Genomic DNA, 15,115 nt, shown 5'->3' on the forward strand with positions numbered 1-15,115 from the left:
CTTGCCTCACAACAAGTGAAAGCATGAACACATTCGCGACTACCTTTGACGGCGCGCGGGTGCTGGTCACCGGCGGCCTGGGGTTCATTGGCTCGACGCTGGCGCACCGGCTGGTGGCGCTGGGCGCGCACGTGACGCTCGTCGACTCGCTCATCCCGATCTACGGCGGCAACCTGCGCAATATCGCCGCGATCGCCGACCGCGTCAAGGTGAACATCGCCGACGTGCGCGATGAGTACTCGATGGACTACCTGGTGCAGGAGCAGGATTACCTGTTCAACCTGGCCGGCCAGTCGAGCCATATGGACTCGATGCGCGACCCGTACACCGACCTCGAGATCAACTGCCGCGCCCAGCTGTCGATCCTCGAAGCCTGCCGCAAGCACAACCCGCGCCTCAAGGTAGTGTACACCTCGACCCGCCAGATCTACGGCAAGCCCGACTTCCTGCCCGTCGACGAGCGCCACCTGCTGCACCCCACCGACGTGAACGGCGTGAACAAGATGGCCGGCGAGTGGTACCACATCGTCTACAACAACGTCTACGGCGTGCGCGCATGCGCGCTGCGGCTCACCAACACGATCGGCCCGCGCATGCGCGTCAAAGACGCCCGCCAGACGTTCCTGGGCATCTGGATCAAGCAGCTGATAGAGGGCCAGCCCATCCAGGTGTGGGGCGACGGCCTGCAGATCCGCGATTTTAATTATGTCGACGACTGCGTCGAGGCGCTGCTGCTGGCCGCCGCCGCGCCGGCCGCCAACGGCCAGATCTTCAACCTCGGCAGCGATGAGACGATCAACCTGCGCGACCTGGCCGAGCTGCTGATCGAGATCAACGGCGGCGGCAGCTTCGAGATCATTCCGTTCCCCGCCGACCGCAAGCCGATCGACATTGGCGACTACTACGCCGACTACCGGCTGATCCAAGGCCGGCTCGGCTGGCGCCCGAAGGTCTCGTTGCGCGAGGGCCTGCGCCGTACGCTTGAATTTTATCGCGCCGAGAAAGAGCACTACTGGTGATCGCTCGAACTCTCCTACGCGCTCGCGCCGCGTTCGCGCTCGCCATCTTCGCGCTGGCCATGGCTGCCTGCGCCGGTGCTAGCCCCAAGCTCGTGGCGGCGCCGCGCGACCCCGAGCTGCCATGGCAGCTCAACCTCCCGGCCGGCTTCCAGATCCAGCTGTACGCGAAGGGCCTCGAGGAGGTGCGCAGCATCGCCTTCGACGGCCAGGGCGTGCCGTATGTGACGGTGATGAACCGCGGCACCAAGCTCGGCGGCAAGGTGCTGGCCCTGCCCGACGACAACCACGACGGCCGGGCCGACCGCACGGTGCTGGTGGCCGATCGGCTCGACCGGCCGCATGGCATTGCCTTCCACGACGGCGTGCTGTATGTCTCCGACCCCGGCACGATCTGGCGCTTCCGCGACACCAACGGCGACATGGTGATCGACGAGCGCAAGCGCATGATTACCAACATGCCCTACCAGGACGACCACTGGGCGCGGCCGTTTGTGTTCGACAACGCCGGCAACCTGTTCGTGGCGATCGGATCGACCTGCAACGCCTGCCAGGAGGGCAACAAGCTGCGCGCGACCATCCAGGAGTATCATCTGGGCGGCGCCGAGCCGATCGTCGAGCCGGCCGCCACCTTCGCGCGCGGGCTGCGCAGCGTGGTGGGCCTGGCGTCGCGGCCCGGCACCAGCGAGTTGTGGGCCACAAACAACGGCCCCGACCACCTCGGGCCAACCCTGCCCAACGACCAGCTGTTCCACCTCGAAGAGGGCAAGCACTACGGCTGGCCGTACTGCCATAGCAACCGCACCGCCGACCCGCAGGTGCTGGCCGACACCGGGATTGTCACGCCCGACCGCACGCCCAAGGGCGAGTTCTGCCGCGACAAAGTGGCCAGGCCGGCGCTGCTACTGCCTCCGCACTCGGCGCCGCTGGGCCTGGCCTTCTACGAGGGCAGCCTGTTCCCAGCGGCGATGCGCGGCAGCCTGTTCATCGCGCTACACGGCGCCTTCGACTTCTCGAACCAGAACGGCTACCGGGTGGTTCGGGTGCCGTTCACCGACGGCAAGCCCGGCCCGGCCGAGGATTTTATCACCGGGTGGGTGCCGCCCAACGCGCCCAAGTGGATCGGCCGCCCGGTCGACGTGGCGGTGGCGCCCGACGGCAGCCTGTTCGTCAGCGATGACTTCAACGGCTTTTTGTACCGCGTCACCTACACCGGCAGCTCATGATCGAGCGGATACCACAGCAGACACGCCCGTGGCTGGCGGCCATGCTGGCAGGCCTCGCGGCGCTGGCAGTGGCCTGGCTGGGCTGGGCGCTGGGCGGGCCTGTCGCGCTCGACATCGGCGCGCCCACCGACGTGTCGTTTGTGCGTGGCTTCTACGCGGCCGAGCAGAGCAACCACGGCACCTACCGCTGGAGCAGCCCCACGGCGCAGATCTGGCTGCCGGCGGTTCGCGGCCCGGCCCAGCTCCAACTGCGGATGGTTGGCCGCCCCGGCGGCTCGACGATGACCGTGCGCGCCGGCGACGTGGCGCTGGCGACGTTTGACGTGCCGTCCGGGCCGGCGCGGCGCTACCGCGTGCTGCTCGACACCCCGCCACCGCCCGGCGGTGGCCTGACGATCGGGCTCGGCGGGGACGGCGCGGCGCTTGGCGACGACCCGCGCGCGGTGGTTGCGCTGGTCGAGGCTGTGGCGCTAGCGCCAGCCGACAGCGCTGCGGCGCTGCCGCCTGCGCTGCCGCTGCTGCTGCTGGCGCTGGCCGGCCCGCTGGCCTACGCGCTGCTGGCGCTGGCCGGCGCGGGGCGCGCCGCGCTGCCGCTGGCGATCGCTGCAAGCGCGGCGCTGGCGATCGGCTGGGCCTTCGGGCGCGTGTGGGTCGCGCCATACCTGCCGGCCAGCGTGCTGGGCCTGGCGCTAATCAGCGGGGTGGTAGGCGCCGTGCGCGCCGGGCTGCACCGCGCCGGTGCGCTTGGCCCGGCCGATCTGTTCGCGCTGTTCGCCGCCGCCGCCGCGTTCATCCCGCTGTACCTGTACGTCAGCTCGGGCTGGGATACCTGGCTGCACTGGCATAATCTGCCGGTGCTGCTGCTGCCGCTCGGTGTGGCGCTGGCCTGGGTGCGCGGCCGCGTGCGCGTGGCGCTGGCCGTGGCCGCGCTGCTGGCAGCGGGCGGCTACGGCGCGGGCATGGCTATCGGCGCGCTCAGCGGCGACTACGCGCGCGACTTCTACGCGCTGTTCAGTGGCGTGCGCCGGCTGCTGATCAACGGCCAGCCACTGTACCTGCTCGACGAGATCCGCGCCAACCCGCTGGGCCAAACCTACAAGTACCCGCCGATGTTCGCCCTGCTGATGGCGCCGATCACGCCGCTGCGCTTTGTGCCGGCCTTTATGGTCTGGAAGTTCGCCAACCTCGCGATGCTGGCGGCATCGGCCGTGTTGCTGTTCCGAATGTACCGCGTGCGCCTGCGGTCGTGGGCCGGCGCCGGGATGCTGCTGGTGCTGTTAAGCCTGCGCCCGCTCACCGACACGCTCGGCTACGGCCAGGTCGACCTGATCGTGCTGCTGCTGTTGACGCTTGGGCTGCTGGCGGTGCGCCGCCGCCGCGACGTATTTCTGGGGGTGTGGCTCGGCATCGCCACCGCGCTGAAGCTCTACCCGGCCTACCTGCTGGGCTTCGCGCTGCTGCGGCGGCGCCCACGCGCGCTGCTGGGCGCGGCAATCGGTGGCGGCGCGCTGACGCTGGCCTCGCTGCTGTGGCTGGGCTGGCCGGTGCACGCCACGTTTCTGCGCGACGTGCTAGCGCTCACCGGCGTAGGCACCGCGTGGGTCGAGAACCAGACCTTCAACGGCTTCATCAACCGGCTGCTCTCGCCCGAGCAGGTGTCGCTGCTGCCCGACGGCGGCGGCGCGCTGCGGCTAGCCACGTACGCGTGCGCGCTGGCGTTCACTGCCCTGACAGCATGGCTCACACGGCCAGCAGGGCGGATGCGCGCCGACGTGGCCTACGGCATGTGGATCATCGCCATGCTGCTGATCATCCCGGCCGCCTGGATGCACTACGAGGCGCTGCTGCTGATCCCGTTCTGCCAGGCGTTCGTGCTGGCGCGCGACGCTGAGCGGCCCCTGCGCTGGCCGGCGGCGGTGGCCTACGCCCTGGCCTGGCTGCTGCTGGCCCACGGCAACCTGTGGACATTCTTCGACAAATCGTTGCACGGGCCATACTGGCAGCTGATCCTTTCGTATAAATTCTATGGGATGCTGATGCTGTACGGCGCGATCGTGCTGGCGAACGCCGGCGAGCTGGCGACGGCGGCCGCGCGCGCCGACTGGCAGCCCGAGGCGCTCGGGCCAGCCAGCGCGCCCGCATTATAACGAGCAAAAGGGAGCAACGGACACACCTTGAAGATACCATTTGGCGATCTCCAGCGCCAGTATCTGGCGATCAAGCCCGAGCTCGACGCGGCGGCGGCGCGCGTGCTGGCCAGCGGCTGGTACATCCTCGGCCCCGAGGTGCGCGCGTTCGAGGCGGCCTTCGCGGCCTACTGCGGCGCCGCGCACGCCATCGGCGTGGCCAACGGCACCGAGGCGCTGTTTCTGGCCATGGCCGCGCTGGGCGTCGGGCCGGGCGACGAAGTCATCACGGTGGCAAACGCGGCGGTGTACGAGCCGCTGACGATCCTCCAGCTCGGCGCGCGCCCGGTGTTTGTAGATGTCGATGAGCGCAGCCACACCATGGCGCCCGAGCTGTTGGCCGCGGCGATCACCCCGCGCACCAGGGCGATTATGCCGGTGCACCTGTATGGCCGCATGGCCGATATGGACGCGATCATGGCGATCGCGGGCGAGCGCGGCCTGCCGGTGATCGAGGACGCCGCCCAGGCCCACGGCGCGCTGTGGCGCGGCCGGCGCGCCGGCAGCATCGGCGCGGTCGGCTGCTTTAGCTTCTACCCCAGCAAGAACCTCGGCGCGCTCGGCGACGGCGGCGCGATCGTCACAAGCGACGCCGCGCTGGCCGAGAAGCTGCGCAGGCTGCGCGAGTATGGCTGGGCGCCGCGCTACTACCTCGTCGAGCCCGGCGGTATTAACTCGCGGCTCGACGAGCTGCAGGCCGCGCTGCTCGGCGCGAAGCTGGCGCACCTCGACGCCTGGAACGACCGCCGCCGCGCGATTGCGCGCCGCTACAGCCAGCTGCTGGCCGGCTGCGGCCTCGGCCTGCCCGAGATCCCGCCCAACGACTCGCACGTGTTTCACCTGTATGTCGTGCGCGCGCCTGGGCGCGAGCAGCTGCAGGCCCGGCTGGCCGAGCACGGCGTCGGCGCGCTGGTGCACTACCCGCTGCCCGCGCATCTCCAGCCGATCTACGCTGGCTTGGCCGAGCCGGGCAGCCTGCCCACTACCGAGCGGCTGGCACACGAGGTGCTGTCGCTGCCGATCTACCCCGAGCTGAGCGATGCCGAGGTCGAAGCCGTGGCGGCGGCGGTGCGCGAGGCGCTCGGATGAGCCGGGCCGTGGGACAGCTGAAGCCGGACGATGGGCGCGGGACGAAAGACACAGCTCGCCGGCTGGGCGCCGCCCTTCGCCCTTTGTCCTTCGCCATAGGCCGCTCGCGCGACGTGACACTCGCGCTCGCAGCCGCCCTGCTGGCCGTGCTGCTGCTGGCGGTCGGCTTCAACCGCGCCTGGCCGCTCACGCTCGACGTCGGCACGCAGGACGACCGCTTCGTCGCGGGGTTCAACGCGCCGCAGGTGCTCGACGGCCACCCCGCACGCTGGACGACCGAGGCGGCGACGATCGCGCTGCCGCGCCCGCCCCTAGGCACCAGCGTGCTGGCCGAGCTGCGCATGTCGAGCGGCCGCCCAGCCGACCAGCCCGACGCGCACGTGACGCTCGACGCCGACGGCGCGCCGCTGGGCTCGTTCGACGTGGTGCGGATCGTCGACGGCACGCGCCGCTACCGCGCGCTGATCGCGCCATCCGAGCGGCTCAGCTGGGCGCTGCGGCTCGATCTGCAGAGCACCACCTTCTCGCTGCCCAACGACACCCGCCTGCTCGGCGCGGTGGTCGACCAGGTGACGCTGACCCCGCTCGCCAGCGGGCCGCTCGTTCCCTCGCTGTGGCTGCTGCTGTGGAGCGCGGCGCTCGGTCTGCTGGGCTACGCGCTGCCGCGCATCGCCGGGCTGCGCCCCGCCGTGGCGCTCGCGCTCGCGCTCGCGCTCGCGCTCGCGCTGGCCGCAGGCGTAGCCGCGCGCCCGCTCGAGGTGCTGCCGTTTGTGCAGCGCATCGCCGCGCTGCTGGCGCTTGGCTGCCTGGGCGTGGGTCTGGCGCGCCTGCTGGCGCCGCCGGCGCCCGAGCGCGGCGACGAAATGCCTGCGCGCCGCCCGCTGGCGATCCGCGGCGACGACCTGCCGATCTACATGGCCGCGCTGTGGTGGATGGCGCCGCTGTTCCAGCTGTTCCAGAACCTCGACGGCGTCGAGCGCGTCGGGCCGGGCATCCCGACCATGTGGATCGGCGCGGCGCTGGCGCTGGCGCTGCTGGCGCTGGGCGGCTGGTACGCGCTGCGCTGGCGCGGTCTGCCCGGCGCCGAGGGCCGGCGGCGCGTCGGCCGGGTGGCGCTGGCGCTGCTGGCGCTGGCGGCTGTGGCCAACCTGGCCTACATGATCTGGTTTGCGTTCGGCCGCCAGGGCCCCGACTTCTGGATCCTGTTCAAGGGCGCGCGCGACTGGGCGCGCGGCGGGTCGCTGTACGACCTCGAGGCCGTGCGCACCAACCACTTCGGCAAGGTGTTCAAGGTGCCGCCGTTCTATGGCATGCTGTTCGTGCCGTGGGTGTTTCAGGACGGCGAGCGCATCCTGTTCTTCCACCGCGTGCTGAACTGCATCCTGCTGGCGGCCACCGCGATCGTGTGGGTGCGCATGTGGGGCCTGCGCGTGGCCTCGGCGGCCACCGCCGGCATGCTGGTGCTGCTGAACTTCCGCCCGCTCACCGACACCATGGCCTTCGGCCAGATCGACCTGGCGCTGCTGCTGGCGCTGACGCTGGCGCTGTGGGCGCTGCGCGCCGAGCGCGACATCCTGGCCGGCGCGCTGATCGCGCTCGGCACGCTGTTCAAGATCTACCCGGTGCTGCTGCTGGCGTTCCTGGTGGCCAAGCGGCGCTGGCGTGGCCTGGCCGGCTTCGCGTTGGGCATGCTGCTGCTCAATGGCGTGGCGGTGGCGGTGATCGGCTGGGAGATGCACCGGGTGTACCTCACCGAAGTGCTGCCGAGCATCGGCGGCACCACCAGCTGGGTCGAGAACCAGACGATCTCCGCGTTCATCACCCGCCTGGTCGACTCGCCGGCGCAGTCCGAGATCTTCCGCAATCGCGCGCTCGCGCTGCTGGGCCTGGGTATTTCGGCGCTGGCCGGGCTGCTGGGCTGCGTGCTGGCGCTGCCGCCTGCGCCTGCGCGCGCCACGCGCTTCGCGCTGCAGTATGGGCAGTTCCCGCTGCTGATGGTGCTGGCGGTGCCGGCGGCGTGGATGCACTACGAGACGCTGCTGTTCCTGCCGTTCGGCGCGCTGCTGCTGCACGAGCGCGGCCGGATGCTGCCGCTGCCGCGCGCCTGCGCGCTGGCGCTCAGCTATGCGCTGATCGCCTACGGCAACCAGTGGAGCTTCTACGACGGCGTGGTGATGGGCGTGCTGACGGTGGTGGGCGTGTCGTACAAGTTCTACGGCATGCTGCTGCTTGGCGGCGTGCTGGCGGCCACGCTGCTGGCCGAGCGCGCGCCGTCGTGGGCCGATATCGCGGCATTCGTGCCGGGCGGGCTGCGCTGGGGGCGCGCGGCGCTACCTGGCCCGGCCCGGCCGCGCGCCCCGCGCTCGTGAGCGGCTATGTGCGGCTGGAAAGCGTGCCGCCGCATCCCCCGCGCCGGTGGCGCATGCTTTAGGGTGCTGAAGCAGATGCCGGGCGGCCCTGAGGCATGCTCCACTGGCGCGCCCGCTGGCACAGCGCCAGATCAACCATCCGCAGTTTCTGCTCGCGCGGAGCGCCAGGCCGCCACGAACTCGGCCACCGAGCTGAAGCGCCGCGCGCGGTCGGGCTCGGTGGCGCGGCTGGCTACCGCGAAACACGCCGACGGCCCACGAAACGCCGCGGCCGCGCGCGCGCCATCGGCGAGAAACAGCAGCGCGGCCCGCCCCAGCACAAACACGCTCGTGCGCTCGTCGATCCACGCGCCCAGCGCAAACTCCTCGGGCGCCATGAAGCGCGCCGAGCCGAACATGCGCCCCCTGGTGTTCTCGAACGGCCCCTGGTGATACATATCCAGATCGACCACCGCCAGCCGGTCGGCGGCGAAATCGTAGATCAGGCAGCCATCGTAGAAATCGACGGCGACCCAGCCGGCGCGCGCGAGCTGCTCGTGCAGGCCATACAGCGCGTCGAGGCAGCGGCAGATCGTCGCGGCGGGCAGGCGCCGGAAGCGCATCGCCGCCGAGCTTGGGCTGTCGCGCTCGGCCTGCGCGGCGTACAGCAGCTCGCCGGTAACCCACGGGTACACCAGCAGCGGCCCCTCGGGCGACTCGATCAGCCGCAGCAGCGGCGGCAGCAGCGGGTGGCTGAAGCTGGCGTGCAGGCGCGCGGCATTGCGCAGCAGCGCCACCCGCTCGGCGTGTGCCAGCGGCGGGTGCGTATCGCCAGGCGCCCCGGCGGTCTTCACAAAAAAGCGCTCGCCGGCGACGCGCACGCCAAACGAGCGATTGCCCGAGTCTTGCGTCGGGGCGCCAAACTCGGCGAACAGGTCGCCGGCGGCGCGCAGGAACTGCTCGGGCGGCCGATCGATCGCCGTGCAGTCGAGCAGCGGGTGCGGCATAGTGCCTCCGTAGCGCAGCGTCAGCGCGCGCGCTGCGCGAGCATGTTGCGCGCCTCGGCCACCGTCAGGTCGTTGTTGTAGATCGGCGCGCCGGGCTCCTGCTGGGCGCTGTCGCGCAGCGCGCCGAGGTCGAGCGGGCCGAAGCCGAGCTGCTCGACCAGATCGGCCACCACCTGCTTGGCCGCCGGGTCGTCGCCCGAGAGGAAGATCACGCGCCGGGCCTCGAGCGGCTTGGAGCGATCGCCCTGCGTTTGCAGGTGCTGGTACCAGATCGTATTGAACGCCTTCACCACGCGCGCGCCGGCCAGGTGCCCGGTCAGCAGCTCGCTCTGCGCCCGCCCGCCCAGGTCGATCGTGCCGTCGCGCTGCGGGTAGTAGTTCGAGGCGGTGACGACGATCTTGCCCGCCAGCGCGGGCGCCGGCAGCGTGGCGTAGCGGCCAAACGGGATGGCCTCGATCACCAGCTCGCCGAACGCCGCCGCGTCGGCGACGGTGGCTGCGTGGGCGCCTGCGCCGAGCGCGCCGACAAGCCCGGCGAGGCTTTCCGGGCCGCGCGAGTTGCTGATCGCCACCTCGTGGCCCGCGCCTACCAGCAGCCGCGCGAGCGTCGCTCCAATATGCCCGGCGCCAATGATCCCGATCCGCATATCTGCCCTCCGGTGCTGATTGTGGTGCTCCGTGCCGCAATCAGGCAGCATACATCGAAAAGCGCCGCCCTGCCGACAACACGCCGGCCGCGTCTATCATTCGGATCGCCGGGCTAGCGCGAGGCGGCAGCGCCACGCGAGTGCCGGCGCGTCAGCAGGAACGCCATCCCCGCGCCAAGCGCCACCGCCGGCAGCGGGTAGCGCCGAACCAGGCCGGCAAGCTCGCCCACAAACGAGCCGGCCGGCGCGGCGGCCGACGGCGCCAGCGTAGGCGTGCCCACCTGGTTAGCCGCGCCCAGCAGCGCGCGCTCGTCGCGCGGGCTCAGGCCGCGCGCCGCCCCGGCCACGGGGCTGCGCTCGGGCGGCGCGGTGAGCAGCTGGCTCAGCAGATCGTCCTCGCGCTGGTGTTCAGTCATAATCGCACCTATTGTATCAGCCGTTTCGCCTGGCACACAAGCAAGATCAGTGCCCTTCGGCGGCCGTGGCTAGCGCAGCGCCTCGGCGCCTGGCGTGGTAGCGGGCACGTGCGGGCGCGGCGCGCGGCCCGGCAGCGTCAGCGCCAGCAGCGCCGCCGGCGCGCCAAGCAGCGTGATCGCCTCCATCACCGGCAGCAGCCCCTGCTGGTTCGCGGCCAGCCCGCCCAGCCAGGTGCCAATGCCGCCTGCCGCAAACGTAAAGCCGAGGATCAAGCCGGCCGCGAAGCCCTGGCGCACCGGCAAGAGCCGCTGGGCGTGCACCACCAGCACGCTGTGCTGGCCGCCGATCAGCAGCCCGGCCAGCGCGCAGGCCAGAAACGCGGTGAGCGGCGTGGGCGCCAGCAGGCACACCAGGCCGGCCGGCACGCCCAGCAGCAGCGGGCCGACGGTGGCCATACGCATGCCGTGGCGGTCGGCCAGCTCGCCCGAGATCACATTGCCAATCGCGGCGGCGAGCATAAACGTGCCCGCGAGCGCGCCATACCAGGCGGCGCTCCAGCCGCGCTCGGCGAATAGCGTGGGGAGAAACGCGGTGTAGGCGGCCTGGATCGACGCGCGCACGGCCACCAGCAGCACAAACGCCGCCACGATCAGGCCGGCGGCGCGCGGGGCGGCCGCGCCGCCGGTGCGCGGCTCGGCGGCCGGCGCGGGCGGCAGCGCCGGCGCGGCGAGCATCAGCCCGGCCGGCAACAGCGCCAGCAGGCACAGCGGCAGCATGCCCAGCGCGCCGCCAAAGCCGAACAGGCGCCCGGCCAATGCCGGGCCGATCGCCAGGCCCAGCTGGCCCGAGAAGAAGAACAGCGAGGTGGCGCTGCCGGCGCGCGCGCGGTTGACCATGCTCGCGGTAGCGGTGCCGATCGGGTGGAATAGCCCCGAGCCGAACGAGGCCAGCAGGAAGAACGGCAGGATCAGCGCCCAGCTTGTCTGGAACGCCATAGCACCAAAGCACAGCACCATCCAGACCGCGCCCAGGCCCGCCAGAAACACCGGCCGGCCGCGAAAGCGATCGGCGAGCAGCCCGAACAGCGGCTGCGACAGCGCTCCGGCAAAGGTGTACAGCGTCAGCGCCAGCCCGATCTGCCCGTAGCTCAGGCCAAGCGGCTGGGCCAGCACCGCCATCAGCACCGGGCCGACGCTATTCAGCACGTCGACGGCGAAGTGGCCCGAGGCCACGGCAACAAACAGACGGTTGCGGAAGATACTTAGCATTGCACATTCCCGAGTGGTCAATTGCGTATTGACAGCATATTCTTTCAGGCTCTGGCCTACGCGGCCGGCGTTTGTGCCCTCGGCCCGCTTGGCGGGTGGCCACGTACGCCGTGCTAGCGTGGAATAATTGGCAATATCACACAGGATGGCCGTTCGGCGTCGTGGTAGATTGTCTGCTCGGCCACGGCCATGCGCGTGCCGGTGGCCAGCGCCTCGCCGGTGTTCAGGTTGCGGTCGTACTTCGGAAACGCGCTCGACGTGATCTGCAGGCCGATGCGGTGGCCGCGCCGAAACACCTGCGACACATTCCAGCAGTCGATCGCATAGCGGTACACCTCGCCCGGCACGATCAGGCTGGGCGCGGCCATGCCGTCGCGGAAGCGCGCGCGCACCATGCCGTCGCACAGGCGCTGCGCGAAGCCGCTGGGGTGCACATCCAGCAGCATAGCCATGAAGTCGGTGTCGGGCGCCGACGAGGCCGCGTACAGCTCGACGCCGATCGGCCCGGTGACCTCGGTGTCGTGCTCGAGCGGCGGCGAAACGTACACCAGCACGTCGTCGCGGCGCTGCGGCGCGGCGTAGTCGTCGGGGCCGCCGATCTGCGACGACGTCGGCTCGGTGAGGAACGGGAATGGCCGCGCCGGGTCGTAGCGGTAGCTGTCGGCCGGCTCGCCGTGCGGCGGCGCGTCGCCGAGCGCGCCATCGCCGAAGCGGCTGTTGGCCTTCCCGCCGCCGCGCAGGTACAGGCGCGTGCTCTGCGCGCGGGCGATCGGCCACTCGCGCTCATGGCGCCACTCGTTCGCGCCCATCACGAACAGCCGCACCGGCGGCTCCTCGGCCACGCCATTCGGCATGTCCTTCAGCCAGTGGTCGAACCAGCGCAGCTGCGCGCCCTTGAGATCGAGCAGCGCGGCCGGGCCGAAGTCGAGGTCGCCCAGGCTGGTGACGCCCTCAATCCGGTGGCCCCACGGCCCCATCAGCAGGCGCTGGCCGGCGCGCGCACGCGGCGTGGGGGCCTGCGCCACCATGCCGCGGTAGTTCAGCGGCGTGCCGATCTGCTCGTCGTCGTACCAGCCCGAGATGTGCAGGATCGGCAGGTCGATCTGGCCGAACTTATCCTGGTAGCAGATCGCCCGCCAGTAGTCGTCGAGCTGCTCGTGGCCCAGCTCATCGCGCCACTGCGGCATGGATCGGCCGATCTGCTCGTCCATCGTCAGCAGCGGCAGGTGCCAGTAGGCCGCATCCCAATCGACGGCGCCTGTGTTCTGCATGGTGCGCCCGCTGGTCATGTGCAGCCAGCACAGGTGCTGCAGGCCGTTGGTGCCGGTCGGCCACTCGACAAACGGGTCGGACGGGCAGACCGACACGATCATGGCGCGCAGGTGCGGCGGGCGCTCGAGCGCCGCGAGCCACTGGATGCGCCCGAGGTACGAGCCGCCCATGGTGCCGACATTGCCGTCGCACCACGGCTGCGCCGCGAGCCATTCGATCGTGTCGTAGCCGTCGCGGCCGTCGTTGCGGTAGGGCACGAACGCGCCGTCGGAGTCGCCGCGCCCGCGCACATCCTGGTACACCAGCGCGTAGCCGCGCTCGGCGAAAAAGCGCCCGAGCGCCAGCGCGCCGTCGCCGTTCTTGAGGTATGGCGTGCGCAGCAGCACCGCGGGGAAGCGCCCCTCGGCGCGCGGGCGGTAGGCATCGGCCGAGAGCGCCACGCCGTCGCGCATCGCCACGCGGATGTCGAAGTCGATCTGGACTTCGTGGGTCGGCGCCGAAGAGCGAGCCAGGTTGGTCATGCTGATCCTCGTTCTAGATAGGGCTTACGCGGTTGCCTTGCCTATGGCCGCTCGCCCGTCTCGGGCTCATACCAGCCGCTGCTGGCCTGAAGCGCGCGGCGCCACACGTCGCGCTCGGCATCGAGCAGCGGCTCCTGGAAGCGGTAGTCGTGCTTGCGGATGAACTCGTCGAGCACGGCCTCGAGCCCGCGCCAGATCGCCGCCTGGCGCGCCGCCAGGTCGCGCGCGTCGGCGGCGCCAGCCGCCCGCAGGGCGTTCGCCAGGTGCACGCGGCACAGCCCGCCCGAGCCGCCGAAGGCCGCCGCGAACGCTGCGTCGCGCAGGTTGTGCAGCAGCCCGGCGATCAGCGGCGCCTCGAGGCGCGGGCGCTCAGCGCACATCGAGCAGCTGGCCTGCGGCCCTATGCGATCGGCCAGCTTTTGCCCCACCTGAGCCCCAAGCGACGCAAACAGCGCCAACGGATTCGCAACCGCGCTCTCGCGCTCTTTGCGGCCGGCAGCCTCGGCCTCCAGCTCGGCCGTCATGGTGCGCAGGATGTCGCGGCTGAGGATGGCCACGCCCAGCGCGCTGCGGCCCTGCGCCAGCATCTCGGTGTGCGGCAGGCACATGCCGCGGCTGGCGCGCAGCGCGTCGCGCTGGCGGATGTCGTTCACCTGGTCGTACAGGAAATGGTCGATCGCCTTGCGCTCGGCGCGCTCGACAAGCACGCAGAGCGGGCAGCCCTGGCGCATGGCGCTCAGCAGATCGTCGCGGGTGCGCGGGTCGGTGCTCACAGGCTTTCTCGCAGCTTGCTTGAACGCGCGCATTGTACCACGCCGACGAAGTCTCATATCCGCAGGCCGATGCGGGGCGCGGCGTAGCTCGTGTATACTTGCCGCAACCGCGATTGGGCCGTGAGGCGGCCAGGTAGCCGGCTGCCCCACCTGAAGCTGAAGCAGAAGCCATGAACCGAACCGACAGGCTGCTGGCGATCGTGATCGAGCTGCAGGCGCGCGGGCGCCGCCGCGCCGAAGACCTGGCCGCGACCTTCGAGGTGGGCAAGCGCACGATCTACCGCGACATCCAGGCGCTGTGCGAGGCCGGCGTGCCGATCGTCTCCACGCCAGGCCAGGGCTACTCGCTGGTCGAGGGCTACTTCCTGCCGCCGCTGCGCTTCAGCACCGACGAGGCGCTGATGCTGCTGCTGGGCGGCGACCTGATGGCCCAGAGCTTCGACGCCGAGTACCGCGCCGCCGCCCAGTCGGCCGGGCGCAAGATCCTCGGCGTGCTGCCCGAAGCGCTGCGCGACGAGGTACGCGGGCTGCAGGCCAGCATCCGCTTTATCGGCGACGACCCGGCCGCGCGCGCGGGCGCGGCCGAGCGGCTGCGCACCCTGCGGCGCGCGATCGTCGGGCATCACACGCTGCGCTTCGGCTACCACACGCGCCTGCGCGCCGACGGCAGCGCCGCCCACACCACCCGCGAGGCCGACCCCTACGGCCTGGTGTTTGCCTCGGGCATATGGTTTCTGGTGGCCCACGATCACCTGCGCGGCGCCATCCGCCACTTCCGCGTCGACCGGATCGGCGAGCTGGCAGTGCTGTCGCGCAGCTTCACCCGCCCAGCTCAGTTCGCGCTCGAGCAAAGCCCCGACCCGCAGCGCACCCTGGTGGTGCACGCGCTGTTCGAGCCGGCGATCGCCACGTGGGTGCGCGAGGAGCCATCGTTCTACGCGGTGGCCGAAGAGCAGCGCGCCGACGGCCTGCTGATCACCTTCAAGGTGCGCCACGAGCGCGAGCTGCTGCGCTGGCTGCTGGGCTGGGGCGCGGGCGTGCGCGTGCTCGAGCCCGACTCGCTGCGCGCGCTGCTGGCCGCCGAGGCCGAGCGCATGTGGCGCGGGCACAGCGCCCCGTGAGAAAGCCGAATCACGCAAGTGCGTAACCAGGGCTGGTGCAACGTCTTTCGACCCCTCCCCCTCCCCTGACAGGAGAGGGGAAACACATCTGGCTGTGTGGAGCGGTCGCGGCGGCGACCGCACCTCACCCCCCCTTCCCCCCTCTCCCGCGCGCGGGAGAGGACATTCATTGCTGGGCTCGCTCCATAAGACCGTGCTCGCGCCCTTCACACAAGGGGACATTC

Annotated in this window: 12 protein-coding genes; 6 read left to right on the forward strand and 6 right to left on the reverse strand. The window is 71.1% G+C overall.

Annotated features, from left to right (window positions below; all coding sequences use genetic code 11):
* The first annotated feature begins 23 nt into the window (after positions 1-23).
* Genes U0177_RS19695 through U0177_RS19715 form a run of 5 tightly spaced genes read left to right on the forward strand, consistent with a single transcriptional unit; the run spans position 24 to position 7,886 of the window.
* Positions 24-1,019, forward strand: a complete 996-nt coding sequence (locus U0177_RS19695; RefSeq protein WP_409572371.1) for an NAD-dependent epimerase/dehydratase family protein — start codon at positions 24-26, stop codon at positions 1,017-1,019.
* On the forward strand, positions 1,016-2,242 hold the full coding sequence (locus U0177_RS19700; protein ID WP_409572372.1) for a PQQ-dependent sugar dehydrogenase: 1,227 nt from the start codon (positions 1,016-1,018) through the stop codon (positions 2,240-2,242). Before U0177_RS19695 ends, U0177_RS19700 begins: the two co-directional genes overlap by 4 nt.
* The gene (locus tag U0177_RS19705; RefSeq protein WP_409572373.1) at positions 2,239-4,389 is read left to right on the forward strand and encodes a glycosyltransferase family 87 protein; all 2,151 of its coding nucleotides are present in this window, start codon (positions 2,239-2,241) and stop codon (positions 4,387-4,389) included. Before U0177_RS19700 ends, U0177_RS19705 begins: the two co-directional genes overlap by 4 nt.
* Before the next feature lie 27 nt (positions 4,390-4,416).
* Positions 4,417-5,517: a DegT/DnrJ/EryC1/StrS family aminotransferase gene (locus U0177_RS19710; protein WP_409572374.1), complete on the forward strand. Its 1,101-nt coding sequence runs from the start codon at positions 4,417-4,419 to the stop codon at positions 5,515-5,517.
* A gap of 8 nt (positions 5,518-5,525) precedes the next feature.
* A complete protein-coding gene (locus U0177_RS19715; RefSeq protein ID WP_409572375.1) occupies positions 5,526-7,886 on the forward strand; it encodes a glycosyltransferase family 87 protein in 2,361 nt (786 codons plus the stop codon).
* Positions 7,887-8,017: 131 nt separating this feature from the next.
* Here the strand turns inward: U0177_RS19715 and U0177_RS19720 are convergent, their stop codons facing one another.
* The 6 genes from U0177_RS19720 to U0177_RS19745 all read right to left on the reverse strand — a co-directional run bounded on the left by U0177_RS19720 (position 8,018) and on the right by U0177_RS19745 (position 13,770).
* Positions 8,018-8,872 (reverse strand): serine/threonine protein kinase, encoded by an 855-nt coding sequence (locus tag U0177_RS19720; RefSeq protein ID WP_409572376.1) that lies wholly within the window; start codon positions 8,870-8,872, stop codon positions 8,018-8,020.
* Between the two features lie 20 nt (positions 8,873-8,892).
* Positions 8,893-9,519, reverse strand: a complete 627-nt coding sequence (locus U0177_RS19725) for an NADPH-dependent F420 reductase (RefSeq protein WP_409572377.1) — start codon at positions 9,517-9,519, stop codon at positions 8,893-8,895.
* Between the two features lie 113 nt (positions 9,520-9,632).
* Entirely contained in the window at positions 9,633-9,935 is a 303-nt protein-coding gene (locus tag U0177_RS19730; RefSeq protein ID WP_409572378.1) for a hypothetical protein, read from the reverse strand.
* Positions 9,936-10,004: 69 nt separating this feature from the next.
* The gene (locus tag U0177_RS19735) at positions 10,005-11,204 is read right to left on the reverse strand and encodes an MFS transporter (RefSeq protein ID WP_409572379.1); all 1,200 of its coding nucleotides are present in this window, start codon (positions 11,202-11,204) and stop codon (positions 10,005-10,007) included.
* Between the two features lie 113 nt (positions 11,205-11,317).
* On the reverse strand, positions 11,318-12,997 hold the full coding sequence (locus U0177_RS19740) for a CocE/NonD family hydrolase (protein WP_409572380.1): 1,680 nt from the start codon (positions 12,995-12,997) through the stop codon (positions 11,318-11,320).
* Between the two features lie 41 nt (positions 12,998-13,038).
* Entirely contained in the window at positions 13,039-13,770 is a 732-nt protein-coding gene (locus U0177_RS19745; RefSeq protein ID WP_409572381.1) for a DUF6062 family protein, read from the reverse strand.
* 170 nt (positions 13,771-13,940) lie between these two features.
* Between U0177_RS19745 and U0177_RS19750 the strand changes: the two genes are divergently transcribed.
* Entirely contained in the window at positions 13,941-14,891 is a 951-nt protein-coding gene (locus U0177_RS19750; protein ID WP_409572382.1) for a helix-turn-helix transcriptional regulator, read from the forward strand.
* Positions 14,892-15,115 lie beyond the last annotated feature (224 nt).

Origin of the sequence: Kouleothrix sp., assembly GCF_046328425.1 — a bacterium.
Taxonomy (GTDB): domain Bacteria; phylum Chloroflexota; class Chloroflexia; order Chloroflexales; family Roseiflexaceae; genus Kouleothrix.

Excerpts from the sequence above, each read along its gene's own strand:
- U0177_RS19725 (WP_409572377.1), bottom strand. The coding sequence starts at position 9,519 with ATGCGGATCGGGATCATTGGCGCCGGGCATATTGGAGCGACGCTCGCG.
- U0177_RS19735 (WP_409572379.1), bottom strand. The coding sequence starts at position 11,204 with ATGCTAAGTATCTTCCGCAACCGTCTGTTTGTTGCCGTGGCCTCGGGC.
- U0177_RS19750 (WP_409572382.1), top strand. The coding sequence starts at position 13,941 with ATGAACCGAACCGACAGGCTGCTGGCGATCGTGATCGAGCTGCAGGCG.
- U0177_RS19740 (WP_409572380.1), bottom strand. The coding sequence starts at position 12,997 with ATGACCAACCTGGCTCGCTCTTCGGCGCCGACCCACGAAGTCCAGATC.
- U0177_RS19730 (WP_409572378.1), bottom strand. The coding sequence starts at position 9,935 with ATGACTGAACACCAGCGCGAGGACGATCTGCTGAGCCAGCTGCTCACC.
- U0177_RS19720 (WP_409572376.1), bottom strand. The coding sequence starts at position 8,872 with ATGCCGCACCCGCTGCTCGACTGCACGGCGATCGATCGGCCGCCCGAG.
- U0177_RS19705 (WP_409572373.1), top strand. The coding sequence starts at position 2,239 with ATGATCGAGCGGATACCACAGCAGACACGCCCGTGGCTGGCGGCCATG.
- U0177_RS19695 (WP_409572371.1), top strand. The coding sequence starts at position 24 with ATGAACACATTCGCGACTACCTTTGACGGCGCGCGGGTGCTGGTCACC.